Source organism: Pseudonocardia halophobica (assembly GCF_050948485.1).
In the GTDB taxonomy this organism is placed as follows: Bacteria; Actinomycetota; Actinomycetes; order Mycobacteriales; family Pseudonocardiaceae; genus Pseudonocardia; species Pseudonocardia halophobica.
Genome location: NZ_CP192046.1, coordinates 7,467,829 through 7,493,289, shown reverse-complemented (window position 1 = coordinate 7,493,289; position 25,461 = coordinate 7,467,829). Strand labels below are relative to the sequence as shown.

Annotated in this window: 22 protein-coding genes; 11 read left to right on the top strand and 11 right to left on the bottom strand. The window is 69.9% G+C overall.

Features of this window, described 5'->3' with window-relative positions; genetic code table 11:
* Positions 1-69 precede the first annotated feature (69 nt).
* Positions 70-1,008 carry an alpha/beta hydrolase gene (locus ACQP04_RS35820; protein WP_433504859.1) on the bottom strand — a complete coding sequence of 313 codons (939 nt, stop codon included), beginning with the start codon at positions 1,006-1,008 and terminating at the stop codon, positions 70-72.
* Between the two features lie 186 nt (positions 1,009-1,194).
* Positions 1,195-3,048, bottom strand: a complete 1,854-nt coding sequence (locus tag ACQP04_RS35815) for a helix-turn-helix domain-containing protein (RefSeq protein ID WP_433504858.1) — start codon at positions 3,046-3,048, stop codon at positions 1,195-1,197.
* 197 nt (positions 3,049-3,245) lie between these two features.
* Between ACQP04_RS35815 and ACQP04_RS35810 the strand changes: the two genes are divergently transcribed.
* Both ACQP04_RS35810 and ACQP04_RS35805 read left to right on the top strand, forming a co-directional pair.
* Positions 3,246-5,261 (top strand): acetoacetate--CoA ligase, encoded by a 2,016-nt coding sequence (locus ACQP04_RS35810; RefSeq protein ID WP_433504857.1) that lies wholly within the window; start codon positions 3,246-3,248, stop codon positions 5,259-5,261.
* Positions 5,254-6,465: a CaiB/BaiF CoA transferase family protein gene (locus tag ACQP04_RS35805; protein ID WP_433504856.1), complete on the top strand. Its 1,212-nt coding sequence runs from the start codon at positions 5,254-5,256 to the stop codon at positions 6,463-6,465. Before ACQP04_RS35810 ends, ACQP04_RS35805 begins: the two co-directional genes overlap by 8 nt.
* A 40-nt stretch (positions 6,466-6,505) precedes the next feature.
* Here the strand turns inward: ACQP04_RS35805 and ACQP04_RS35800 are convergent, their stop codons facing one another.
* Genes ACQP04_RS35800 through ACQP04_RS35775 form a run of 6 tightly spaced genes read right to left on the bottom strand, consistent with a single transcriptional unit; the run spans position 6,506 to position 12,430 of the window.
* Entirely contained in the window at positions 6,506-7,459 is a 954-nt protein-coding gene (locus ACQP04_RS35800; RefSeq protein WP_433504855.1) for a cyclase family protein, read from the bottom strand.
* Positions 7,456-8,418 carry an AMP-binding protein gene (locus ACQP04_RS35795; protein WP_433504854.1) on the bottom strand — a complete coding sequence of 321 codons (963 nt, stop codon included), beginning with the start codon at positions 8,416-8,418 and terminating at the stop codon, positions 7,456-7,458. Before ACQP04_RS35795 ends, ACQP04_RS35800 begins: the two co-directional genes overlap by 4 nt.
* A 48-nt stretch (positions 8,419-8,466) precedes the next feature.
* Positions 8,467-10,107: a flavin-containing monooxygenase gene (locus ACQP04_RS35790; RefSeq protein ID WP_433504853.1), complete on the bottom strand. Its 1,641-nt coding sequence runs from the start codon at positions 10,105-10,107 to the stop codon at positions 8,467-8,469.
* Positions 10,108-10,125: 18 nt separating this feature from the next.
* The gene (locus ACQP04_RS35785) at positions 10,126-10,521 is read right to left on the bottom strand and encodes a Zn-ribbon domain-containing OB-fold protein (protein WP_433504852.1); all 396 of its coding nucleotides are present in this window, start codon (positions 10,519-10,521) and stop codon (positions 10,126-10,128) included.
* Positions 10,518-11,642: a thiolase C-terminal domain-containing protein gene (locus ACQP04_RS35780; protein ID WP_433504851.1), complete on the bottom strand. Its 1,125-nt coding sequence runs from the start codon at positions 11,640-11,642 to the stop codon at positions 10,518-10,520. Before ACQP04_RS35780 ends, ACQP04_RS35785 begins: the two co-directional genes overlap by 4 nt.
* Before the next feature lie 14 nt (positions 11,643-11,656).
* Positions 11,657-12,430: an enoyl-CoA hydratase/isomerase family protein gene (locus tag ACQP04_RS35775; RefSeq protein WP_433504850.1), complete on the bottom strand. Its 774-nt coding sequence runs from the start codon at positions 12,428-12,430 to the stop codon at positions 11,657-11,659.
* Between the two features lie 302 nt (positions 12,431-12,732).
* Between ACQP04_RS35775 and ACQP04_RS35770 the strand changes: the two genes are divergently transcribed.
* The gene (locus ACQP04_RS35770) at positions 12,733-12,933 is read left to right on the top strand and encodes a ferredoxin (RefSeq protein WP_433504849.1); all 201 of its coding nucleotides are present in this window, start codon (positions 12,733-12,735) and stop codon (positions 12,931-12,933) included.
* A 126-nt stretch (positions 12,934-13,059) separates the two neighbouring features.
* Here ACQP04_RS35770 and ACQP04_RS35765 read toward each other — a convergent pair whose 3' ends face one another.
* On the bottom strand, positions 13,060-14,265 hold the full coding sequence (locus tag ACQP04_RS35765; RefSeq protein WP_433504848.1) for an NAD(P)/FAD-dependent oxidoreductase: 1,206 nt from the start codon (positions 14,263-14,265) through the stop codon (positions 13,060-13,062).
* 213 nt (positions 14,266-14,478) lie between these two features.
* Here ACQP04_RS35765 and ACQP04_RS35760 point away from each other — a divergent pair, with 213 nt between their 5' ends.
* Positions 14,479-15,030, top strand: coding sequence for a MarR family winged helix-turn-helix transcriptional regulator (locus ACQP04_RS35760; protein WP_433504847.1), 552 nt, complete (start codon positions 14,479-14,481; stop codon positions 15,028-15,030).
* Positions 15,031-15,102: 72 nt separating this feature from the next.
* On the opposite strand, the gene ACQP04_RS35755 is transcribed toward ACQP04_RS35760, so the two are convergent.
* A complete protein-coding gene (locus tag ACQP04_RS35755) occupies positions 15,103-16,227 on the bottom strand; it encodes a sugar ABC transporter substrate-binding protein (protein ID WP_433504846.1) in 1,125 nt (374 codons plus the stop codon).
* Positions 16,228-16,459: 232 nt separating this feature from the next.
* Here ACQP04_RS35755 and ACQP04_RS35750 point away from each other — a divergent pair, with 232 nt between their 5' ends.
* Together ACQP04_RS35750 and ACQP04_RS35745 are read left to right on the top strand one after the other, a co-directional pair.
* Positions 16,460-17,959 carry a sugar ABC transporter ATP-binding protein gene (locus ACQP04_RS35750; protein WP_433504845.1) on the top strand — a complete coding sequence of 500 codons (1,500 nt, stop codon included), beginning with the start codon at positions 16,460-16,462 and terminating at the stop codon, positions 17,957-17,959.
* Positions 17,956-18,978: an ABC transporter permease gene (locus tag ACQP04_RS35745; protein WP_433504844.1), complete on the top strand. Its 1,023-nt coding sequence runs from the start codon at positions 17,956-17,958 to the stop codon at positions 18,976-18,978. Before ACQP04_RS35750 ends, ACQP04_RS35745 begins: the two co-directional genes overlap by 4 nt.
* Before the next feature lie 9 nt (positions 18,979-18,987).
* Here ACQP04_RS35745 and ACQP04_RS35740 read toward each other — a convergent pair whose 3' ends face one another.
* The gene (locus tag ACQP04_RS35740) at positions 18,988-20,025 is read right to left on the bottom strand and encodes an ABC transporter ATP-binding protein (RefSeq protein WP_433504843.1); all 1,038 of its coding nucleotides are present in this window, start codon (positions 20,023-20,025) and stop codon (positions 18,988-18,990) included.
* Between the two features lie 356 nt (positions 20,026-20,381).
* On the opposite strand from ACQP04_RS35740, the gene ACQP04_RS35735 reads away from it, so the two are divergent.
* From ACQP04_RS35735 to ACQP04_RS35715, 5 genes are read left to right on the top strand one after another with little or no spacing between them, the layout of a single operon-like run.
* On the top strand, positions 20,382-21,158 hold the full coding sequence (locus ACQP04_RS35735) for an MlaE family ABC transporter permease (RefSeq protein ID WP_433504842.1): 777 nt from the start codon (positions 20,382-20,384) through the stop codon (positions 21,156-21,158).
* Positions 21,158-21,994, top strand: a complete 837-nt coding sequence (locus tag ACQP04_RS35730; protein WP_433504841.1) for an MlaE family ABC transporter permease — start codon at positions 21,158-21,160, stop codon at positions 21,992-21,994. Before ACQP04_RS35735 ends, ACQP04_RS35730 begins: the two co-directional genes overlap by 1 nt.
* A gap of 7 nt (positions 21,995-22,001) precedes the next feature.
* Positions 22,002-23,201, top strand: a complete 1,200-nt coding sequence (locus ACQP04_RS35725; protein ID WP_433504840.1) for an MCE family protein — start codon at positions 22,002-22,004, stop codon at positions 23,199-23,201.
* A complete protein-coding gene (locus ACQP04_RS35720) occupies positions 23,198-24,400 on the top strand; it encodes an MCE family protein (protein WP_433504839.1) in 1,203 nt (400 codons plus the stop codon). The genes ACQP04_RS35725 and ACQP04_RS35720 overlap by 4 nt, the downstream gene beginning before the upstream one ends.
* Positions 24,397-25,461 carry an MCE family protein gene (locus ACQP04_RS35715; RefSeq protein WP_433504838.1) on the top strand — a complete coding sequence of 355 codons (1,065 nt, stop codon included), beginning with the start codon at positions 24,397-24,399 and terminating at the stop codon, positions 25,459-25,461. Before ACQP04_RS35720 ends, ACQP04_RS35715 begins: the two co-directional genes overlap by 4 nt.

The window sequence follows — 25,461 nt, the reverse complement described above, 5'->3', positions numbered from 1 at the left end:
TGACCATCTCCCTCGTAGTCGGTGGTGCCGCGTCGGGCGGCGGATGAAGCGGCGTCGTGACGCCGTGGATCAGGAGACGTGCGACCGGATGAAGGCGCCGATGCGCTCATGGGCCTCCCGGCTGCGGCTGACCGCAGCCGACCACTCGAGGAACCCGTGCGGCAGGTCGGCGTGGTCTGCGACCTCGACCGCGACGTCCGCGGCTCGCAGCGCGTCTGCGTAGGCCAGGCCGTCGTCGTGCAGGATGTCCAGTCCGGCGAGTACCAGCAGGGTCGGCGGCAGACCGGCGAGTTCGCCGTCCACCGGGGAGAAGTCAGGATGCGGGGTGTGGTCGGCGGCGTCGCCGAGATAGAGCTTCCAGCAGGTCGCCATGGCCTCTGCGGACAGCACCGGCGAGGGGCCCGCGTACGAGGCGCGCTCCATGCGGCGGTCGGTCACCGGGTACGCGAGGACCTGGCCTGCGAGCGCGACGGAACAGGTCCTCGCGGCCACGGTCACCAGGTTCCCGCCGGCGCTGTCCCCCCCGACCACCACGCGGGCCGGATCGTGTCCGATGGCCTGGGCTCCCTCGGCGGAGCCCACCCAGTCGAGGACGGCGCGGACCTCCTCGAGTGCGCGCGGAAACGGGTTCTCCGGCGCGAGCGAGTAGTCGATCGAGAGGGCCCTCGTGGCGCTCGAGGTGGCCAAGGCCGCGGCGGTGCCGTCAAAGCCGGCCGCGGACCCGGTGATCCAGCCGCCTCCGTGCGCCCAGACCAGCAGCCCGTCGGTCACGGTCATCCCCGCCGGGGCGTAGGTGCGGACGGCGACCTCGTCACCACCGGGGACGGGTACGGCCAGGTCCCGGACGGCGACGTCGTCCGGGACCGCGGGGGCGAACCGCTCCCCGCAGATCGCGTACTTGCCCCGCATCTCGACCAGGTCGGCCGCGGGGATGGCAGCCCGGGCGGTGATGACCGCCTCGGCCTCGGCATCGAGCGTGTGTGTCGTCGGCGCAGGTTGCCCGGTCACGACGTCCTCCCCAGGTTTTGAGGCCGGGGCGGAGTGGGTCACGGGATGTGACCCGCCGCGGTCGTCCATGCCCGGCGGTCACCGCGAACCTAGACGTCGTGAGGTCGCTTCTCCCGAGGTCCGGCAGCCTGCCTGTCGGAATCTCCAACAGGCCGGCGTCGCTGTCTGGCGTCGCCGCAGCGCAGGTCAGGCGCCAGCTGCAGCGATCTCCCACGGCAGGTCTCCGACGAGGCGGAGAGCGGAGACGGACAGCTCGGCCCGGAGCTGGTCGCCGGCGTCGTTCAGCAGGTCGAGGCCGGTAAGTTTCTCGATGCGGGCGAGCCGGTAGCGGACGGTGTTCTCGTGTACGCCGAGAGCGCGGGCACATCTGCGCACGTTCAGCGACTCGTTGAAGACCCGCAGCGTGGTCATCAACTCGTCCTCGCCGGTGGAACCCGTGAGGCCGTGCAGGTGCTTGCGCGCGTAGCTCCGCGCTTCGGCGACGTCCACCGACGCCATGAAAGGCAGCGCCGTTCCGAACTCGGAGACCCGTACTGCGCGGGGAAGGCCGGGATGCCGGAACCTGTGCGCGCACCGCATCGCCTGGCGGCACTCCACGTAGGCGTCGTCGGCGTCGGTCGGGTGCTGGAAGGGTCTGGACACGATGGCCGTGATGTCCGCCAAGCCGGCGTCCTCGCCGAGTCTGCGGTTCATGATGCGAGCCGGATCGGAGGCCGAGCCGGCAGGAGCGGCGCCGAAGACGACGAGGGCGCCGTCGTCCTCGACCAGGGGGACGACGCAGCCCGCGCCCAGCGCCGACCCGGCCAGGGCGATGAGCCTCTCCTGAACCTGCGGAGACATCGCGGTGGGAGACGGTGTGTCGAAGTGGATGACGGTGTGCGCGGTGTCGGTGGCGATCCCCGCGGCTTGCGCCCGGCCGGACAGCTCTGCGACGTCGCCCTCGCCGCGGAGGAGATCCCGGACTACGGAGCTGCGGAGAGCGGCCACGGTGGTCGCCTCGTCGTTGGCGGCGTTGAGTGCCGCGCCGAAGCGGGCACCGACCCTGGCGGACGCCTCGGACTCGAACGCCTGGAAGGAGCGCCCGGCTTCGTGGACGACCAGCACTCCCCAGTTCTCGGCGCCGAGCGCAACCGGTGCCACGATGCAGCGGGAATGCACCCCCAGCGCCGGCAACGGTGCGATCAATCGCGTCCTGCCGCGACGGACCTGCTCGAGTTCGGCGCGGATGCGCTGATGCGAGCGGACGGCCTTGTCCGTCAAGTCGACGGGCCGGATCGGCTCCGAACCACCGGGGCTCGCATCGGCGACCCGACGCCAGTAGCGGTCGTACACGCTCACCGGCCTGCCCAGCAGACGGGCCGCGTTCCCGGCGAAGACCTCCGGCGAGACTCCGTCCGCGGTCAGGTTCTCGAGCAGGTTGTCGAGGCGGAACAGCCGCCGCAACGCCTCGTTCTCCTCGTGGGCGCGCCGCAGCGACGCCTGCCGGTCCGCGAGCACGGAGGCCGTGACCAACGAGGCCCCGCACAGCGCACCCAGCTGTTCCGCGGCGTCGATCTGCCAGGGCGAGTAGGCCGCGTGCTGGAACTCGCTGTCGAGGAACGCGAGCGCGACGACGTCGTCGTCGAAGGTCAGCGGAACACCGATCATGGAGTACGCGCCGAGTGCCGTCGAGGCGCTCACCCACGGGGCGAGCCGGGGATCGGCGGGCAGGTCCCTGATGATGACCGGCGCGCGGCGCTCGAGGACCTCCAGCGAGAGGGCATCAGTGCCGTCCACCATCGCCTGAGCGCGCGAGGTGTAGTCCGCCTTCCCGAGCGAGACCGCGAGCCGGTAGCCCGACGTCGTGGTGTCGGGGATCGAGAGCGAGCAACGGCTCACTCCGACCGACGCGGTGAAGGCACGGGCGACGGATCGCAGGACCTCGTCGAGGTCGTCCGCCTTGGTGATCGCGCGCGCGACGGAGGCCGCAGCCTCGATGACGGACGGGATGACGGCCTTGGCGTGGTCCGGGACGTGGAAGGAGGACGCGAGCGCGGTCATGTGTGGTGGCCTCCTGCGTTCAACGGCACTGTGTGAACTGGTGCGCACTATGACCTGCGAGGGAAAAGAATGTCAACCTGTTGACGTAGTTCGCGGCGACCGCACGAGGGGTGCGGTGTCTCACTCGTTGGAGCTTGGGACAGCGTCGCACAGGGAGAGGCTCGCTCTGTCGGTGCCTCGGATGCAGGGTGCGTGCCATGGGAACCGTGAGCGAACGCGAGTCGGCGGGGATCGCGTGGGAACCGGACGCCGCGGCCGTCGAGAAGGCGTCGATGACGGACTTCGCTCGATGGGCCGGAGCGCGTGTCGACCACGACGTCACCGCCTACCACGATCTGTGGGCCTGGTCGATCGAGGACGTGGACGGGTTCTGGACGGCCGTGTGGGACTACTTCCGCGTCGAGGCGTCGATCCCGCCTCGTGCCGTGCTGGGGTCCCGGAACATGCCGGGCGCCGAGTGGTTCCCGGGGGCGGAGCTGAGCTACGCACGCCACGTGTTCCGGGATCGTGCCGACGACGACGTCGCCCTGCACCACGCCTCGGAGACCCGCCCGCTCGGCACCTGGACGTGGGGGCGACTGAAGGCCGAGACGGCCGGTATCGCCGCGACGCTCCGAGCGATAGGGGTCGGACGAGGCGACGTCGTGGCGGCCTACATGCCCAACATCCCCGAAACGGTCGCCTCGTTCCTGGCCTGTGCCTCGACCGGGGCCGTCTGGTCCAGCGCGGCCCCGGAGTTCGGCACCCGTGCCGTCCTGGACCGCTTCACCCAGATCGAGCCGAAGGTCCTGCTCACCGTCGACGGCTACCGCTACGGCGGCAGGGACTTCGACCGACGGGAGTCGGTGGCCGAGCTGCTCGAGGGGCTGCCGACGGTCGAGGTGGCGTTCGGACTCGGCTACCTCGATGAGGAGCCCGTGGCGGGCACCCGCCCCTGGAGCGAGCTCGTCGCGCCGGCGGCACCCGCCGATCTCGACTTCGAGGACCTGCCCTTCGACCATCCACTGTGGGTGCTCTACAGCAGCGGCACGACGGGCCTGCCCAAGGCGATCGTGCACAGCCAGGGCGGGATCCTGCTCGAGCACCTCAAGATGATGGCCCTGCACGTCGATGCCCAGCGCGGTGACCGGATCTTCTGGTTCACCACGACCGGCTGGACGATGTGGAACTTCCTGGTCGGCTGTCTGCTGACCCCGGCGTCGATCGTGCTGTTCGACGGCAGCCCGACACACCCCGGGCCCGAGGTGCTGTGGGAGCTCGCGGACCGGGCCGGGGTGACCTGCCTGGGCACCAGTGCGAGTTTCCTGTCGGCCTGCGCGAAGGCCGATCTCGCGCCCCGGGAGAAGTACGCGCTCACCTCGCTGCGAGCAGTCGGGTCGACGGGCTCGCCGCTGAGTCCCGAGGGCTTCGACTGGGTCTTCGACCGCGTCGGTTCGGACATCTGGCTCTTCTCCACGAGTGGCGGCACGGACGTCTGCACGTCCTTCCTCGCCGGCGTCCCGACGCTCCCCGTCCGCCGCGGCGAACTACAGGCACCAGCCCTCGGAGTTGCGGTCGCCGCCTGGGATCCGCACGGCAGGCCGCTGCGCGGGCAGGTCGGAGAGCTGGTGGTCACGGAGCCGATGCCGTCCATGCCGATCAAGCTGTGGGGGGACGAGTCGGGCGAGCGGCTGCGCTCCTCCTACTTCGACATGTTCCCGGGGGTGTGGCGGCACGGGGACTGGGTGGAGATGACCCCGAGCGGCGGTGCGGTCATCCACGGCCGGTCGGACTCGACCATCAACCGTGGTGGCGTCCGCATCGGCACGGCGGAGATCTACCGGGCTCTGTTGAGCCTGGACGAGGTCGTGGACGCCCTGGTGGTCGACGTGCCCAGGGAGGGCACCCAGGGTTGGATGCCGCTGTTCGTGGTGCTTCGTGAGGGCGTCGAGCTCGACGACGCGCTGACGGCGTCGATCCGCGACCGGATCCGACGGGACTGCTCGCCCCGCCACGTCCCGAACGAGGTGCATGCGGTCCCCGAGGTCCCGCGGACGCTGTCGGGCAAGCTCCTGGAGGTACCCGTCAAGCGCATCCTCATGGGGGTAAAGGCCGAGGAGGTCGTCAGCCCCGGCGCCCTCGCGAACCCGGAAGCGCTGAGCTACTTCGGCGGACTCGCACAGTCGGCGTGGTGGACCGGGCGGGCGGCAGGGAAGGACGGGTCCGATGCCTGACCGGAATCCGAGTCCGGGTCCGCTCGCGGGTCTTCGGGTGATCGAGCTCGGCACCATCCTGGCCGCCTCCACCACCGCTCGGATTCTGGGGGACTTCGGGGCCGAGGTGATCAAGGTCGAGGCCCCCGACCGTCCGGACCCGATGCGCTACTGGGGCCGCGGCACCTACGAGGGCCGCGCGCTGTGGTGGCCGGTGCAGTCTCGGAACAAGAAGCTGGTCACCGCCAACCTGCGGACCCCCGAGGGGGCGGAACTGTTCGTGCGGTTGTGCGACACCGCAGACGTCGTCGTCGAGAACTTCCGCCCAGGGACACTGGAACGCTGGGGACTCGGGTACGACCGGCTCTCCCGTGACAACCCGGGGCTCGTGCTGGCCCGGATCTCCGGCTACGGGCAGACGGGTCCCTACGCCGCCCGGCCCGGGTACGCCGCCGTCGGCGAGGCGATGGGCGGGATCCGCTACATCAACGGCTACCCGGACATGCCCCCTCCGCGCAGCGGTCTCTCCCTCGGCGACACCCTTGCCGGCATGTTCACCTCGCAGGGGGTCATGGCTGCGCTGCACGAGCGGCAGCGCAGCGGCCGGGGACAGGTCGTCGACACGTCGTTGGTCGAGGCGTGCATGGCGGTCATGGAGAGCTCGTTTGCCGAGTACGACAAGCTCGGTGTGGTCCGCGGGCCGTCCGGGACCGGGCTGCCGGGCGTGTCGCCATCGAACCTTTTCCGGTCCCGAGACGGCAAGTGGGTCGTCATCGCCGCGAACCAGGACCAGATCTTCGTGCGTCTGTGCTCGGCGATGGGGTGTCCGGAGCTCGCGACGGACCCCCGCTACGACACGCATGTGGGACGGGCGGCCAACCAGGTCGAGCTCGAGCAGACGGTCGCCGATTGGGTGGCCGAGCACGACGCCGCAGAGTTGGACACGATCCTCACGAAACACGAGGTCGTCGCCGGGCCGGTGTACAGCGTCGCGGACATCGTCGCGGATCCGCACGTCCGCGACCGAGGCTCGCTCGTGGTCCATCACGACGACGACCTCGGGGACTTCCTGTCCCAGGAGGTCGTGCCGCGTCTGGATCGCACCCCGGGCAGCGTCCGCTGGACGGGCCCGTGGGAGCTGGGTGCGCACAACGCGGAGGTCTACGGCGGCCTCGGACTCGACGACGCCCAGCTCGCCGACCTGCAGGAGGGCGGGCACATCTGACCGGGAGACCCGGTGTCGGGGATGATGCCCCGACACCGGGCTACCGGACGGCGATGGGGTTCAGTGGGGAACCGACCGCACCCGTGATCGTCAGCGGTGGCGCGGACAGGAAGAAGTCATAGCGCCCGTCGGCGGCGCAGTCGGCGGCGAGGACCTCGAGGTCCCACATCTCTCCGATGTGGATCCCGGCGTTCACCAGCAGGACCACGTGCAACGGTGCCACCAGCCCGGACTCGTGCGGACGCACGTCCAGACCCCAGGTGTCGCAGGCGACCGCGGCGACATCGCGTCCGCACAAGAAGTGGGCGGCGTCGACCGACAGGCCGGGGGCGTCGCCGCCCGCGTAGTCCTCCCACGCCCCGCGCGCGCGGACCTGGGCGAGCTGCCCCGTCCGGATCAGCACGAAGTCTCCCGGGCCGACCTCGACGCCGTGTGCGGCCGCGCAGCGCTCCAGGTCGTCGGTGTCGATCGCGTGACCGGGCTCGAGCCAGTCGACGCCCGACCAGCGGGCCACGTCGAGCAGCACCCCGCGACCGACCGCCCGGTCGGCGAGCCCGGTGACGGCGTTGTGTGCGGCTCCCGCGCTCGTGACGTCCGCGGTCGTGCGCGCGTTGTACATCTCAGTGCCCCAGAAGACATGGGCCAGGGCGTCCCACTGCGTGCCCGCCTGCAGGTAGAGCTGAACCAGGTCATCGGTTCCGTCGAAGTGTGGCAGGTCGCCGGCGTCCGCGGCGATGTCGCCGCCGTCGCGGGCCATGTAGTGCTGGATGTTGACCCGGCCCGTCCGGCCGCGGCCCGTCTGGGGGCCGTTTCGGTCGAACGGCAGTGCGAGTGAGTAGACCTTGCCCGTGCGGACCAGCGCCGCCGCCCGGGCCACCGAGGCTGCGTCGACGAGGTTCGCGGTGCCGATCTCGTCCTCGGGGCCCCACCGTCCCCAGTTGCGGTACCTCAGCAGGAGTGCCTCGTACTGCTCCCGGGTGAACTCGTGCCTCATAGTGTCCTGCCTTCGGGTTCACGCGTCTCGTACGGGGGAAACGTGGCTGCGTGGCGACGTCGAGTGGTGGGGGCGTCGGCGATTCCGGACCGCAGCGGCACCACAGAGCGGGCCACTCCGTGCCCGGTCCCTCGCGACCGATATCGCGCCGAGGGGGCGGAGGTCCGCTCCCCGTCCCCACCACGCAGGATCAGGCACGAGCCTTCGAACGCCGCGCTGTAGATCATGTCGAGCCCGGCGAGTCGGAACAGCGGGTGGACGACCGGGCGGCCACCCGCCGCGGGCCCCCCGTCCGTCCGCCGGGTGTGGGACTGCACCAGCGTCGTCACGTGCTCGCCATGGGTGCGGACCACGCCGTTCGGACGACCCTTCGCCCCGCACGTGAACAGCAGGGTGGCAGGCGAGTCCGGGGCGACCCACTCCTCGGGGAACCGGGCGAGGTCGACCGGCGTGCGCAGCAGGTGCGCAAAGGAGGGCAGATCGGGCATACCGCCGGCCCCGACGAGCGGCACGCCGCCGGCGGTGCCGAGAGCACACGCCGCCGGGCGGTCGACGACGATGACCCGCAGCGAGCTCTCGCGAACGAGTGATTCCAGGTCCTCGGGCCCCGCCGACACGTCGAGGGCGACCACGACGCCGCCGGCGAGCATCGTCCCCCAGAACGCCAGGAGCCATTCGGGGCGGTTCCGCATCGCGATGCCGACCTGGTCCCCGACGCGGACGTCGTAGTCGTCCCGAAGGGCCGCAGCAACGGCGCTCGCGGCGGCCCAGAGCTTGGAGTACGTCCACTCGTCCCCCGCGAACCGGATCGCAGGACGGCTCGCGAAGAGCCGGGCGGCCTGCACCACCTCGACCAGCGACCGCGGCCCGCTGTCGACGACCACGCGGAGCCGGCTCGCCGCCACTGCGCTCCTTTCCGACGGTTCGCAGCCCTGGCCGGCCAGGCACTCGATGGTCATGGTGTCGTCTCCTCCGTCCGGGCTCTCACCGTCTCGGCTGGCCGCGCGCTACTCGGCGGTGAACGCGCTCAGGCCCTCCTTGGCCTCCTCGGCCCGGGCGCGGTAGTTCACGAACCCACCCCCGTAGGCCAGTGCCTGTCGTGGCTTGCCGGGGATGTTCGCGCCGACCCACCAGCTGTCGGTCTTCCAGATCATCGTCGAGGCGTAGATCGAGTTGACGTGCTCGGACCACTCGCTCTCGGCCTCGGGGCGCGGCTCGATGCGCGTCAGGCCCTTGTCCGCGAGCTCGGCCACGAGGTCGGCCACGTACCCGTTCTGGTAGGCGCCCAGCAGCGGTGGGGAGAAGTGCAACGCGGGGGATTGTGGGCCGTTGATGAAGTAGAGGTTCGGGAACCCGGAGCTCATCAGCCCCAACAGCGTGCGTGCTCCGTCCGCCCAGTGCTCCGCGAGGCGGAGACCGTCCCGACCGTGGATGTCGATGCGCATCGCGGCCCCGGTGCCGCCGTCGAAGCCGGTGGCGAAGATCAGTACGTCGAGCTCGTGCATGGCGCCGCTCGCCAGCCGAACGCCCTCGGGGATGATCTCGGCGATCGGGTCCTCGTGCACGTCGACGAGCTGTACGTCCTCACGGTTGAAGGCCGTGTAGTAGCCGCTCTCGCCCGGCGGGCGCCGGGACAGCGGCGGATGCTTCGGGATCAGCTTCTCGGCCGTGGCGGGGTCGTCGACGAGCTCGCGGATCTTCGTCTCCAGGAAGCTCCGCAGCGCTGCGTTCGACTCCTCGTTGCGGATGAGGTCGGCGAAGCTGCGGCCCATGTGCACACCGCCCGCCTGCCAGCGCCACTCGAAGTCGGAGAGGCGCTCGGCGTACCCGACGTCGCTGGCGTTCCGGCTCTCCGGACGGACGATTCGGCCGTCCATGAGGACCATCCCGGAGCCCCGGCACTCGAGCTCCAGCCGACGGATCTCGGCGTAGTTCTCCTTGACGAACCGCTCGTAGTCAGGGTCCATCGGCCGGTTGCGCAGGGGAAAGCACCAGTTCGCGGTGCGTTGGAAGACCGCGAGGTGGCCGGCCTTCCCGGCGAGCTCCTGGACGACCTGCACCCCGCTCGCCGCAGTGCCGACGACCCCGACGCGGCGGCCCTCCGTCCGAGGTCCGGGCTCAGGCCACGCCCCGGTGTGCACCAGCTCGCCCTGGAAGGACTGCAGTCCGGGGATGTCCGGGAAGGCGGGGACGGAGAGGAAGCCGGTCGCGAGGACGACATGGGCGGACCGGAAGGTCTCGGTGGTCCCGTCTGGATCGGCCGTGGCGACCGTGTGCCAGCTGCCTGCGGCGTCGTCGAACTCCATCTCGACCACGCGGCGCCGGAAGCGGATGGACGAGCGCAGCTCGAGCCGGTCGGCCACCCAGTTGAGGTAGCGCTCCACCTCGGGCTGCCCCGCGTACTTCTCCGACCAGCTCCACTCCTGTTGGAGGTCGTCGCGGAAGCCGTAGGAGTACTCGAGCGACTCGATGTCGACCCGCGCGCCGGGGTAACGGTTCCAGTACCACGTGCCGCCGACCGAGTCGCCCGCCTCGAGCACCACGACCGAGTGGCCTCGCTCGCGCAGCGTGTAGAGCGCGTTCAACCCGGCGAACCCGGCGCCGACGACGACCACGTCGACCGTGGTCGGGATGTCGTTGCTGGACATGCTGTCTCCTGTTCCGGGCTAGTCGCGAGCGAGCTCGAACGACGTGACGGCAAACCCGTCGATCTCGGCGGGGCGGAAACGAACCGGCGCGTCGATCGCCGGGGCGTCACCGACCAACGAGCTGATCAGACGCGGGCCCTCGGCGAGCTCGATGACGGCGACGGTGTAGGGCACCTTGTCGGCGAAGTACTCGTGCACGGCCTGGTGGTAGACCACCCAACTGATCACTCGGCCCTCGCCGGAGGAGTCGACCCATCGTGGTGCGGCGGCCAGGCAGTGGGGGCACTCCTCGCGAGCGGGCAACCAGGCGTTCCCGCAGCCGACGCAGCGCTGGTGCATCAGCCTGCCCTCCGCCAGCGCCGTCCAGTAGGGCTCGCTCAGCGGGGTGACCTCGGGCAACGGCGCGGTGCTCATCGGTCGCCCAGGATGAGGGTCGAATGGGTCGTCATGATTCCTCCCTGGTTGCTGACCACACACGTGGTGGCTCCGTCCACCTGCGCCGTGGACGTCCCGCGGATCTGGCGCACTCCCTCGATCACCAGCTGCATGCCGGGCATGCCGGTCTCCGCGAGCAGGCCTCCGCTCGTGTTCACCGGCAACGTGCCGCCGAGCTCGATCGCCCCGTCGCGCACGAACTTCCCGCCCTCGCCCTTCGCGCAGAACCCGTAGTCCTCCAGGGTCATCAGCGGCGCGATGGTGAAGCAGTCGTAGAGCTGTGCCACGTCGATGTCGGCGGGTGTGAGCCCTGCCATCTCGAACGCGGTGCGACCCGACGCCACGGCGGCGGTGCTGGTCAGCACGGGGCGCTGGGCCACTTCCCAGGAGGTCTGCCCCTGGCCGAAGCCGAGGATGGGCACGCCCGTGGCCCCGACGGCCTGCGCACGCGCCCGGCTCATGACGATCACCGCGGCCCCGCCGTCGGAGATGAGACAGCAGTCGTCCCGGCGCAGCGGGTCCACGATCGGCCGCGACTGCTCGTAGTCGGCCAGGGAGAGCGGCCGGTGCTGTTGGGCGTGCGGGTTGCGGGCCGCGTGCGCGCGAGCGGCGACCGCGATCGCACCGAGGTCGTTCTGCGCGGTGCCGTACTCCTCCATGTGCCTTCGGGCGATCATGGCGTAGCCGGCGGGGGTGCCGAACCAGCCGTAGACGGCGTCGTCGCCCCAGCCCTTCTCGTATGCCTGCCGGGTCCCGGTGCGGGGGTTGTCCGCGATGGTGACGAGGGCGACCTCGCACTGACCGTGCTCGATCGCCATGGCCGCGTATGAGATCATGGAGATGTTCGTGGCGCCGCCCTGGTCCCAGACGCCCCCGATCCGGGGCTGCAGGCCGAGTGCCTCGGCGACTGTCTGGCCGTACATCATCCGGTAGCCCGACGTCGGGTATTTGACGAAGACGGCGTCGATCTCGTCCTTGTCGATCCCGGCGTCGGCGATGGCCTTGCGAGAGGCCTCGACGTTGAGCGAGGTGGTCGAGCGGCCGGGCAGCTTCCCGAAGGCGGTGTATCCGATGCCCGCGATGACGATTTTTCCGCGCATGTCCCAGCTCCTCGTCAGCGCCCGACGAAGGCCGGGGGCCGCTTCTCGGCGAAGGCGCGGGGTCCCTCGATGGCATCGGAGGAGTGGCGCAGCAGCTTCAGGAGGGACTCCTCGAGCCGCAGCCCCGTTGCCCGGTCCACGTCCCGGGAGCGCAGAGCGAGCTCCTTGGTGGCCTGGACCGCCAGCGGAGCGTTCTCACTGATGCGTCGCGCGGCGTCGAAGGCGGCCTCGAGGAGCACGTCGTGGTCCACGATCCGATTGATGAGGCCCCACCGCAGGGCCGTCTCGGCATCGAACCGGTCGCCGACGAGCAGCACCTCCATGGCCACGGCATGGGGGAGCTGCTCGATGAGGCGCTGGGTCCCGCCGTTGCCGGGCAGAACGCCTCGCCTGACCTCGCTGAGCGCGAAGGTGGCGGACGGCGTCGCGAAGCGGAGGTCGGTCGCGAGCATGAGCGTGAGCCCGCCGCCGAGGCAGTAGCCGTTGACCGCGGCGATGACCGGCTTCCACATCTCGATGCCGCGGTTGAGAAGCTGCCCCTGTTGGGTCAGCCAGAAGTCCGACAGGTCCGTCGGGCTGCCCAGGAACGACTTGAGGTCGGCCCCCGCACTGAATGCCTTGTCGCCCGCCCCGGTGACCACGGCCACCCGGATGTCCGGGTTGTCGCGCACCTCGGTCCACGCGTCCGACAGGTCCTGATACGCCTCGGCGTCCATCGCGTTCATCCGCTCCGGGCGGTTGAGCGTGATGAGGGCGATGTGGTCCTTGACCTCGAAATCGATTGCCATGTCCTCCAGCTCCTGGCTCGGGGTTGTCGCGACCGTACGCAGCTGTGCCCTGCCGGGACCGGTTCCTGGAGTGGACCTTGTGCGGATCTCCATCCGCCCTCCGCCGCCCCGACGCCGTGTGTCCCAGTGGGGCCGGCGGCCGCGTGGGCGGTCCCGGTCTCGCGTTCCCATGCGTCGGCGCCGTGGCATGGGCCGCTTGTAGTGCGCTACAAGCTGCCCGGCAGACGGCGGGAAGTCGACCGGACACCGCCTCTACGGTCTGCGGGCCGACACCGGCGACGACCCCTCGGAGGTGGAGTCACATGGGTACCCGGATCAGTGCGGATAGAGACGTGTGCATCGGGGCAGGACTCTGCACCGTTGCCGCGGAGCATTTCGACATCGACCGCGCGGGGAAGGTCGTCCTGCTCCAGACAGGCGACGTGCAGGACAGTGATCTTCCGCTGGTCGAGGACGCCGTGTCGATGTGCCCGGCGGAGGCGCTCCGCCTGCACGCGGAGTAGCCGTCCGGCTGGATCGTTCGGCTCATCCACGCCGGACATTCCTCGGCCTCGGACCTCGGTCCGAGGCCGAGGCTCTGTGAGTCTGGTGCGCCACCCGGACGTCTCACGATCGGCGCACCGGTGCTTTCAGGCAGGCCCCGGCGAGCCCGTCGTCTCGGCGAGCGGGACCGAGGGGTCCGCCAGACGCTCGAGGTCCGGATGGAACCGGGGAACGGACCCGAGTAGCCTGCGCGCGGCCACGTGATCCCGGGGTGCGTCGAGTGATTCCACGGCCGTGAGCGCACCCGTGGAGTCCACTCGACAGACGGAGAATCCTTCAGCGCCCGGGGCCCCCCGAACGACCGCGGTGTCCGACGGGTCGGAGCAACCGGCGATCATCACCTTCCGACCGTACTGCTCCGTCCAGAACCACGGCACCGCGGAGTAGGGAGCGGTGTGGCCGGAGACCAGCTTGCGGGCCACGTAGCGCGCCTGGTCGGTGCCGTTCTGCACAGACTCGAGGCGTACGATGCGGCCGGTCACGGTGCACGGGAACTGCGCACAGTCGCCGATCGCGGAGACGTCGGGCACCGTCGTCGCGAGATACTCGTCGACCGCTACCCCGTTGGAGACCTTCAGTCCTGATCGTGCCGCGAGATCGTCGTTGGGCACGACCCCGATGCCGACCACGGTGAGGTCGACATCGATCCTCTCGTCCCCGGACAGGACGACGTGGTCGGACGACACCGCCGTGGTCGGCCTGCCGAGCACGACCCGAACCCCGTTGCGCTCGTGGTCCTCGCGAAGCGTCGAGGCCATCGGAATCGAGAGCGCACGGGCCAGGAGGCGGTCTGCAGCCTCGACGAGGGTGACGGCCGCGCCCTGAGCCGCCGCGGCACAGGCGAGTTCGAGCCCGATGAATCCACCACCGACGATGCACACACGGGCACCCGCGTGCAGGCGCCTGCGCACCGCGACCGCATCGTCCCAGGTGCGGAGGACCTCGTAGGGCGCATCGGCGTCGATCAGCCGGGGACGCGCACCGGTGGCGAGGATGAGATGGCGGTACGGCAAGACCGTGTCGTCCGCCAACACCAGTCGCCGCGCCTGGGCGTCGACGGTGACGGCCGCTCGACCGAGTTCGAGCCGGATGCGTTCGTCCGCCCAGTAGGACGGCGCTCGCACAGCCACCGTCTCCAGGTCTCCGCCGCCCTTGAGGTAGCTCTTGGACAGGGGCGGGCGGTTGTACGGTGGATGCGGTTCGTCGCCCACCAGCACGATCTCGCCGTCGTAACCCTCACTGCGGAGGGCTATCGCCGCCGAGGCGCCGGCGTGCCCGGCCCCGACGATCACGATGGGCGCGCTCATGTCGCTGTCTCTCTCCAGGTCGCTGATCAGGTCATCGGCCCCACGGGGGAGCGGAGACTGCACGCTAGAGGACGTATGCCCGAGACGAGGGGCATCGGAACCGGCCGTTGTTCGTCCCGACAGTCGGCGCGGCCGCCGCAGCGCCGATCCGCATAGAGTGAAGGCGTCCCTAACGCGCCGTGGTGTGGAGGCGAAGGTATGCCCGAGTCGGTGGTGCAGCCTGTCCGTCCCGACCCCGCGATGGTCACGGCTCACGAGATGGCTGACATGATCGACGCCGTGTTGGCGGAGCGGTACGCAGGGCTGGACAGCCGGGCGTTGCGCCTGTCGACCAACCTCAAGCGCCTGCTGACCCTGCTGGGACACCGGGAGACGGAGGCGGTGCACGAACCGTACGCCTGTCCTGCGGCGGGGTTCCGGGTGCTCGCGATGCTCTGGATCTTCGGAGACATGTCGACCCGCGACATCTGCAAGCTCTCGGCGGTGTCCCGTCAGGCCCTGGCCGGTGTGCTGGCAACGTTGGAGAAGCGTGGGCTCGTCGAGCGGGACCGGGCGACCAGTGCTGACCGCAGGCAGTATACGGTGCGGATCACCGACCGAGGTGTCGATCTCATCGGGCCCGGGTTGCTGGCGCAGAACGAGGTGCACAGCCGGTTCTTCAGCGTGCTGGACGCCGACGAGCAACGCCAGCTCTCAACGTTGCTCGCCAAGGTGGTCGGAGGACAGGCCCAGCCGGTCGCGGGCTTCTAGCCCACACGACGAGCAGCCCCGGCCTCACCGACCGGGGCTGCTCGGTCGTCACGTCAGCTGTGGATCAGCCGCTCACGTGGTCGCCCACAGGCGCGCATACTGCTCGCGCATGTCGGCCACGAACGGGAAACGCTCGGTGGTGCTGACGACGGTGTCCTTGCGGATCACCCAGTTCTGGATCTCCACCGGGCCGAGCTGGGGGACCCCGGCGAAGGAGCGGGCGAGGGCGTCGGTCATCGCGTAGAAGTAGCCGAAGCTGTCGAAGGACACCGTGGCCTCCAGCTCGCCCTTCGTGATCATGTCCATCACCACCGGGTCGGAGCTCGGGGTCAGCAGACGCTTGCCGGTGATGCCGACCGAGCGCAGCGCCGCGGGCAGCCCGGGAGCGAGTGCCCCGGCGGTGAGGAAGACGAACTCGACGTCCGGGTGCGACCGCAAGTAGGAGGTGATGCGGTCGGCGGCGTCCTTCCCGAGCGAGGCCACTGGAATGTCGACGACCTCGACCTCACAGCCCGGGCAGTGCTGAGCCGTGGACTCGGTGAAGGCCTTGGTGATCGGACCGATGATCGGGTAGCCGGGGATGTTGAACGAGACAGCGCGGGCGGTGCCGCCACTCTCCGCGATCGTGTAGGCGGCGGCCGCCTCGCCGAAGGACTGTGCCGCGGCTGCGTCGCCCGCCACGAACGTGATGCCGTCGGTCGGCGGGTCGATCACGTTGAGTGCCGCCACCGGGATGCCGCGACTCGCCGCCTCGCGAAGCTCGTTGTCGATCACGCTCCGCTCCGTGGCCGAGTACATGATCCCGTCGAAGTTCTGCCGTAGGATGCTGGCCCAGGCGTTCTTCACGCTGCCCGGCGTCCCGTCGGTCGACACGCTCTCTAGGGTCCACCCGAAGCTCGAGACGGCGTCGCGGATGACGGGGATGTAGGAGGTGCAGCTCGCGGCACCGCAGTCGATGTAGGCGATCCGCTTGCCCGCCGGCACCGGTGCGCCGATCGGTGCGGTGAGGGGGATGGTCGTCGGGCGCTGCAGCGCCGCGTTCGTCCGCTCGGTCGCCCACTGCACACCTGCGGGGTCGACCTCGGCCGTCCCCGCCGTCGTCGCGGCATCACCCCCGCCGCATGCCGTGAGGCCGAGGGCGACGATCGCCATCGTCGCCGCCAGCATCCGGAGTCGTACGCCTCGTGTGCGTCTCATGGTCGCCTCCTCGCCCGCTCGCACGGACCGCCTTGGTCCGCGCCACCGGCCACGAGGGACCGGGTGCGCGGACGGTAGAGAACCGTCGACCGCGTCCGGTGCGCGTGTTCTCGCCCGTTGTGCGTCCCCCCAAAGGGTGATGAACGGGGAGTCGGGCCCTCCGGGTCGCTCCCTACTCTCTCGACACTCCTGCTTCTCGGACCGACGGGGTGATCCGATGTCGACTGTTGCTGTGGAGCCTCTACTCCGCTTCCGGGGGCTCGTGAAGGCGTTCGGCGGCGCACGGGCGTTGAACGGTGTCGACCTCGACCTGCGTCGCGGCGAGGTGCATGCCCTGGTGGGCCACAACGGGTCGGGCAAGTCGACCTTGATCAAGGTCCTCGCCGGGATCCATGCAGCGGACCCGCCGTCGGAGGCCTGGTACGGCGGGCGGCCGATCGACGTCCTGCACCCGGGGGTGCGGCCCGACCTCCGGGTCGTGCACCAGGACCCCGGCCTCGTCCTCGAGCTGAGCACAGTGGACAACCTCGGGCTCGCGACCGGCTACCCGCGCCGGGCGGGAGGAGCCGTGGACTGGCCGGCCCTCGCAGACCGTGCCCGCCGGGCCCTCGCCCGTTTCGACGTGGAGCTCGACCTGCGTCGGCCGCTCGCCGAGGCCACGCCGATCGAGCGCGCCGTCGTGGCGATCGCCTTCGCCGTCGACGGGTTCCGCGGGAGGGACTCGCTCCTCGTGCTGGACGAGCCGACCGCCGTGCTCCCGCACCACGAGGTGGTCCAGCTCCTCTCCATCGTCCGGCGCCTGCGTGACGAGGGGATCACCGTCCTCTACGTGTCCCACCGGCTCGAGGAGATCTTCGAGATCGCGGACCGGGTCACGGTCTTGCGCGACGGGCAGGTGGTGACGACAAGCGATGCGGCAGGCCTGACGACGGACGCCCTGGCAGAGCTCATGGTCGGGTCTGCGGTCGAGACCGGGAGGCGCATCGACGACGGTCCCGCGCCGGATGCCCCGCCGGTGCTGGAGATTGCCGAGCTGGGTCTGCGCAGCGGTGTCGCGTTCGACCTGAGGGTGCGGGCGGGGGAGATCGTGGGCCTCGCCGGCCTCCCCGGGTCCGGGGTCGAGGAGGTGTTCGACGTCCTGTCGGGACGCCGTGTACCGAGCACCGGGCGGGTGCGTCGCGGCGGCCCGGCGGGGCACTGGGTGAGTGGCCGCGACATCGCGCGGCGACGCCCTCCGATCGTCCCGGCGGACCGCCTGCGTGACGGGGTGCTCGACGGGTTCACGGTGCGCGAGAACCTGTCCCTCGGCATCCTCGGGCGCCTCGGACGGTCGCGGCTCGATCGACGGCGTGAGCGGGAGGAGGCCCGGCTCTGGGAGGAGCGGCTGAGTATCACCGCCCCGTCCATGGAGGCGCCCGTTCTCACCTTGTCCGGTGGCAACCAGCAGAAGGTCGTGCTCGGCCGCTGCCTCGCGGCCGACCCGGACGTGCTCCTCCTCGCCGAGCCGACGGCCGGGGTGGACGTCGGAACCCGACGGGCCATCCACGATCTGCTCGTAGGACTCTCCAAGGACGGTCTGGCCGCGGTGGTGAGCTCGACGGACACCGGAGACCTCGTGGCGATGTGCACCCGGGTGATCGTGCTCCGACGCTGGGGCCCGCCCGTCGAGCTGACGACGCCTGAGATCACCGACAGGAACCTGATCGCTCGTATGGAGGACGGCTCGAGATGACAGTCGACGACGACACCACCGCCGACGCCCAGGAGGTGCGCCGCCAGTCGGTCCCGGCCGCCCGGCGGTCCTGGACGCAGACCCTCTCGCTACGCCGGATCAGCGCCGTCTACCTGCTGATCGCCATCATCGTCCTGTTCAGTGTGCTGGCGCCCGAGACCTTCCCGCGGTTGGACACCATCCGGCAGGTTCTCAACGCCAACGCCGTCATCGGACTGGCCGCGCTGGCGATCTGCGTTCCGCTGGCCACGAGGGTCTTCGACCTCTCGTTCGCCTTCACGATGACCTTGTCGGGGGTGACCGCCACAGCGCTGGTGGTCGGCGGTGCCCCCGTGTGGCTCGCCGTGCTCGCCGCGCTCGGAGCCGCGCTCCTCGTCGGTTTGCTCAACGCCCTCGTCGTGATCGTGCTCCGCGTCGAGTCGCTCATCGCGACGCTCGGTACAGGATCGATCATCCAAGCGCTCATCACCTTCGTCACCGACGAGGAGAGCATCCAGGGCAACGAGCTCGGCGGAGCGTTCGCCGCCATCGGCCAGCACCAGGTCCTCGGCGTGACCCTGCCGGTCCTCTACGTGCTGATCGCCGCTCTCGCACTGTGGTACGTCCTTGAGCACACGCCACTGGGACGACGGATGTACGCCACCGGGTTCAACGCCGGAGCAGCGGAGCTTTCGGGTGTCCGGACGAAGCGCCTGCAGTTCGGCGCCCTGATCGTCTCGGCGGTGGCCTCGGGGTGGGCGGGCGTCGTGCTGGCGTCCATGCTCTCGTCGGGCTCGCCCTCGGCGGGAGAGCCCTACCTGCTTCCCGCTTTCGCCGCGGCCTTCCTCGGCGCGACTCAGTTCAAGGACGGCCGGTTCAACGCCTGGGGGACCGTCGTCGCGGTGATCACCCTGGGCACCGGGACGACCGGTCTCGCGCTGGCGGCCGCCCCGCCCTGGGCCGCGGACGTCTTCACCGGCGTCGTGTTGATCACCGCTCTTGCAATGACCGCGGCGCAGCACAGGCGCAGTCGCGCCTGAACCGCCTGCTCAACGGAGCCGGGGCAGCTGTTCCGTCGGCTGGTCCTCGATGCGCGGCACCCGGGTCGTGTCCTCCCACCGCCGGTCCCCGGCCTGGGACCGGCGGATGGCCTCCTGCGCGGCCGGTGGCAGGGTGTGCAGCACCTCGCGGACCCGTGCCTGCCTGCGCGCGACGGCTTTGCGTTCGGGCATGCCCTTGCTCGCCTCGAGCTGGGGCTTGATCGGGGGCAGCCCGGACAGCTCGTCGATCTCGGCCATCTCGCGCTGGGCCTGGGCGGTGTCCTTCTCCTCGGACATGCCGATGGGGCCCTGGCGGCGGCCGTTGAGGAACTGGGAGACGACGGGGTCCTCGCTGGTCAGCAGCACCTCGCGGGGGCCGAACATGGCGAGGTGCTTGCGGTAGAGCATGCCGATGTTGTCCGGCACGGTCTGGGCGGTGTTGATGTCGTGGGTGACGATCAGGAACGTCGAGTCGGTCTGGGCGTTCAGGTCGATGATGAGCTGGTTCAGGTAGGCCGTGCGGACAGGGTCCAGCCCGGAGTCCGGCTCGTCGAACAGGATGATCTCCGGGTCGAGCACCAGGGCGCGCGCGAGCCCAGCGCGCTTGCGCATCCCGCCCGAGATCTCACCGGGGAGCTTGGACTCGTCGCCCTGGAGGCCGACCATGTCCATCTTCGCCATGACGATGTCGCGGATCTGCGCCTCGGACTTCTTGGTGTGCTCGCGCAGCGGGAAGGCGATGTTGTCGTAGAGGTTCATCGACCCGAACAGGGCGCCGTCCTGGAACAGGACGCCGAAGAGCTTGCGCAGCTCGTACAGCTTCGACTCGTTGCACCGCACCAGGTCGGTGTCGTGGATGACGATCGAGCCCTTCTCCGGCTTGAGCAGCCCGATCAGCGACTTCAGGAACACCGACTTGCCGGTGCCCGACGGCCCGAGCAGGACGGAGACCTCCCCCGGGGGCAGGGTCAGCGTCACGTCCGACCAGATGTTCGCGCGCCCGAAGGACTTGCGGAGCCCCTCTACCTGGACCTCGACACCAGTCATGTGTACCTCCATGGAAGCGGGTGTGTGGGCACGGTGCGTCTGTCGCACGACCGCCCGCATCGATCTAAACGTGAGTGAACAGCTCGGGGGTCGGCGACTCATCCCTGTTCACTCGAAAGTAGGAGAACTGCTCGTAATCCCAGCTAGAAGCTTCGCCTGAAGGTGTTCTGATCGAAGAAACGAGACACCACGGCGAAACCTGTAGCGTCCCGCGTCGTTGGTCGACCGACGGCGCTCGCCAACCCCCGTGTCGGGCCCCGCCGCTTCCGAGTCCCCTCGATGCAGAGGCGTCAGATGCAGCAGCTTCCCACCGTGCGTCGAGTCCGCCGTGCGCTTAGCCGTCGGACAGGCCCGTGATGGCCGGGTCCGCGCTGACGCGTGTCGCGAAGCCGATCGGCGGCTTCTTCGCGTTCACGCTCGACACGTTCGTGGCGATGGTCAAGCCGCCCTTCCAGTGGCGCGAGTTCATCCAGCAGACCTGGTTCGTCGCGAGCGTCTCGCTCGGCCCCGCGATCCTGCTGGGCATCCCCTTCGTCGCCCTGGTGACCTTCCAGTTCAACCTGATCCTGGTCGAGATCGGCGCGATCGACCTGTCCGGCTCCGGCTCGGGCTTCGCCACGGTCACCCAGATCGGCCCCGTCGCGACGACGTTCATCATCGCCGGCGCCAGCTCGACGGCGATCTGCGCGGACATCGGCGCCCGCAAGATCCGCGAGGAGCTCGACGCGATGGAGGTGCTCGGCATCGACACCGTCCAGCGCCTCGTCGTCCCACGCGTGCTGGCCACGGCGGTAAACGCCTTCCTGCTCAACGGCGTGATGATCCTGATCGGGCTGTCCGGCGGGTTCGTCTTCGGCGTGTTCCTGCAGGGCGCCTCGCCGGGCCAGTACGTCGACTCGATGAAGCTGCTGGTCGGCTTCCCCGACCTGGTCCACGGCGAGATCCGCGCCGTGGTCTTCGGCGTGGTCGGCGCGCTCATCGGCTGCTACCGCGGCATGACGTGTGCCGCCGGGCCGCGCGGCGTGGGCAACGCGGTGAACGAGACGGTCGTCTACACGTTCCTCGCGCTGTTCCCGATCAACATCCTGCTCACGCAGATCCCCTACTCGCTCGGCATCGTGGGAGGCCACTGATGAGCATCGGGAGTGGCTTGGCGAAGGCGGTGAAGGCGCCGCTGAACCTGCTCGACGACCTGGGGCGCCAGGCCGAGTTCTACGGCAAGTCCATCGCCTGGACCCCCAAGGCGGTCAAGAGCTACAAGACCGAGCAGATCCGGCTCATCGCCGAGGTCGGCATGTCCTCCGGCGCGCTCGCGGTGATCGGCGGCTCGTCGGTGATCACGCTGTTCATCACCATGTTCGCGGGGGTCACCGGCGGGGTCCAGTCGTTCGACGCACTGTCCGACCTGCAACTGGAGGCTCTCGGCGGGTTCTCCTCGGCGATCATCAACCCCCGCTTGCTGACGCCTATCGTGGCCGGCGCCGCCCTGGCGGCGACGGTGGGCTCCGGCTTCACCGCCCAGCTCGGCGCGATGCGCGTCTCGGAGGAGATCGACGCCCTCGAAGTCATCGGCGTGCGGTCGCTGCCCTACCTGGTCACCACGCGTCTGGTCGCAGGGATGATCACGATCATCCCGATCTTCGCGATGGCGATGTGCGGCTCCTGGATCGGCTGGAAGCTGACCCAGGTCAACTTCTTCGGGCTCTCCGAGGGCACCTACGACCACTACATGAGCACGTTCATGCAGTGGCAGGACGTGCTCTACTCCTTCGCCCAGGCAATCGGAATCGCCGTGGTGGTCATTCTGATCCACACCTACTACGGCTACACCGCCTCCGGCGGCCCCGCGGGTGTCGGGCGTGCGGTCGGCAAGGCCGTGCGCACCTCCCTGATCGCGGTACTCGCGGTGGAGCTGGCCATCTCCATGGCCCTCTACGCCGACTCCGACGCCTTCCGGATCTCGGGGTAGGCGCGCGATGACGCAGTCGATCAAGCTCAAGGTCTACGCCTTGGCCCTGCTGGCCATCATCGTCGCCTTCGTCGCGCTCTGCGCGGCCGTCTATGCCCGGGCCTTCACACCGTCGGCGCCCGTCACCCTCCGCGCCGACCGCTCCGGCCTCCAGATGTACCCCGGCAACCGTGTCCAGCTGCGTGGTGTCGACGTCGGGCGGGTCGGCTCCGTCTCGGCGGACGAGAGCGGAAGCGTCGAGATCACCTTGGACATGGATCCGGACTCGCTCGACATGATCCCCGCCAACGTCGGGATGGAGCTCAACCAGCTCACCGCGTTCGGACTCAAGACGGTGGCGCTGACGGTCCCCGAGCAGCCCTCCACTGCGCGGCTCGCTGCGGGTGCCACGGTGCTGTCCGACCGGGTGACCGTCGAGGTCAACACGCTGTTCGACCATCTCGACGGGGTCCTGACCACGCTGGAGCCGGACAAGGTCAGCGCGTTCCTCGGCAACATGGCCCAGGCGCTGAACGGCCGGGGCGAGCAGATCGGCGAAACGGCCACCGACCTGGAGGCCTACTTGCGCCGGTTCAACGAGAACCTCCCGGACTTGCAGCGGAGCCTGGCGCGGGGTGCGGACCTCACCAACCTGTACGCGGACGTCGCCCCAGACCTGACCGACCTCCTGGACAACGCGGCGTTCACCAGCCGCACGATCGTGGACCAGCAGGCCCAGCTCGACAGCTTCCTGTTCAGCGTCAGCAGGCTCTCCGGGGTCGGCGCGGACTTCTTCCGGCAGAACGGCGACAACCTCGAGGAGGTCGTCCGCACCGGACTGCCCACCACGGACCTGCTGCGCGAGTACTCGCCCGAGTTCGCCTGCTTCTTCCAGGGCATGGACGAGGCCCGCAAGCGGCTGGAGACGACCCAGGGCAACACCGTCCCCGGCCTGGTCGGCAACACCGCCTTCGAGCCCGGTGACAACCTGTACGACGGCCCGCCCGTCGTGGCCGCCACGGGCGGCCCGAACTGCAACGGCCTGCCCGTCATCGACGGCCTGTCGACGCCGCCGGAGTTGCTGCGCAACGTCGACGAGGGCGGCGAACCCAACCCTTACCCCGGGGACAACACCCTTCGGATCGGTGATCCGCCGCTGGTGGCCCAGCTCTTCGGGCCGCTGGCCGCCCAGGGGGCTCGGGACGCGACGCCCGGAGGTGGACGGTGAGTACGGGTAACGCGCAGGCCATTGGTGGCCCGCTCACGAAGAGCATCGTCTTCACGATCGTCACCCTGCTGGTGCTTGGGCTCATCGGGTTCGAGCTGTCGGGCGGAGGCTGGTTCACCTCGACCAAGGAGTACTCCGCGGTCTTCCGGGACACCTCCGGGCTGCAGCCCGGGGACTCCGTCCGGATCGCCGGGGTCAAGGTCGGCAAGGTCTCCGAGGTCGAGGTCCACGAGAACACCCAGGGCAAGGTCAGCTTCCAGGTGGAGGCCGACCGCACCCTGCCGGAGGGGATGCAGGCCGCGGCCCGCTACCTCAACCTCACCGGCGACCGATACCTCGCACTGAGCGAGGGCGCGGGCAGCACCGCACCGCTGGCCGAGGGGGCGACGCTGCCGATCGCGCAGACCAAACCCGCCCTGGACCTGGACGTGCTGCTCGCCGGGTTCAACCCGCTGTTCGAGGGGCTGGCCCCGGAGCGAATCAACTCACTGACCCAGAACGTCATCTCGGTGTTCCAGGGCGAGGGCGGGACGATCGAGTCCCTGCTGGCCCGGGCGGCGTCGCTGACCAACACCCTGGCCGAGCGGGACCAGGTCATCGGGCAGGTCGTCACCAACCTGAACACGGTGCTCGACACCCTGGACCGGCGTGCGCCCGATGTGGACCGCACGATCGACCAGCTCCAGCAGCTGATCTCCGGGCTGAACGACGACCGTGGGCCGCTGGGGCAATCCTTCGCGGACATCGACCGGCTGGTCGGTGGAACCGACGAGCTCCTCGGCAAGCTGCGGGGCCCGTTGCAGGGCACGGTCGACCAGGTGGACCGAGTGGCGACGCTGGTCAACCAGGGCCAGGAGGCAGTCGACGAGAACCTGTCCCTGCTGCCCGGGGCCTACCTGCGGATCAGCAGGCTCGGCTCGCGGGGAAGCACCTACGGCCTGTTCATCTGCTCGCTCCGGCTCCGGTTGACCGGGCCGGACGGACAGCCGATGTACACGCCGTGGGTCGGGCCGTCCGACAACGTCGAACGCTGTCAGCCGGACGCCGCCCCTCTCGAGACGCCTGAGCAGCGCGAGGCCTACGACCCTGTCCAGGCCGACCGGGCCGCGAACCCGCCTGGCCGTGGGCCGGGGGAGAACCCCTACCCGGTCGATGAGCGGGACACGCCCGACCAGACGAACGAGGTGGAGGGACGATGAAGCTGCGCTTCCGGGAGAAGAACCCGGTCGTCATCGCGATCGCCGGCATCGTAGGCCTTCTGGTGGTGCTGTTCGGCTCCTTCCAGCTGGCCGCCCTGCCGGTGTTCGCCGGTACGAGCTACGAGGCTCGGTTCGCCGAGGGGGGCGGGCTCAAGGCCGGCGACATCGTCACCGTGGCCGGCACGGAGGTCGGCAAGGTGTCGTCGGTGGACCTGGACGGTGCGGACGTCGTCGTGACCTTCACGGCCAAGGGGGTCACCCTCGGCGACGCCACCCGCGCCACGATCCGCACCCAGACGCTGCTGGGGGAGCGCCGGCTCGGGATCGAGCCTGCGGGCGATGGCGCACTGTCCTCGGGCGACTCGATCCCGCGGCACCGGACGACGTCGCCGTACAGCGTCACCCAGGGCATCGAGGACCTCACGCGTCGCACGGGCGAGGTGGACATGGACCAGCTCGGCGAGGCCATGAACACCTTCTCCGACGCCTTCTCCGACACCCCGGACGACATCGGTGCGGCGTTCGCGGGCATCACCCGGATCTCGCAGACCATCGCCTCCCGGGACCAGGCGCTGCGCGAGCTGTTCGGGCACGCCGAGAAGGTCACCGAGGTGCTGAAGACCAACACCGGCAAGCTCTCCACCCTGCTGGTCAACGGCAACAGCCTGCTTCAGGAACTGGAGCGGCGACGCGAGTCGATCCACAGCCTGCTCGTCAACACCAAGGCGGTCGCAGACCAGATCGTCGGGCTCACCGAGGAGCAGCGGAACCGGCTCAAGCCGGCACTGGACCAGCTCAACGCCGCGATGGAGGTGCTGCAGCGCAACGAGGGCAACATCGTCTCCTCGGTGCAGCGCGTGTCCAGCTTCATCACCGGCCTCGGTGAGGGCCTCGCGACCGGCCCGTACTTCACCGGGCACGGCGACCTGACCGGCGTGGCCCCGGTCGTCTTCCCGTTGTCCGACTACATCCCGAGCCTGACCGTGCCGAACAACCCGGTCGCCGGCGCGGTGCCCGAGCTGCCCGCGCCGTCGAGCCTCATCGGACTGGGGGGCAACTGA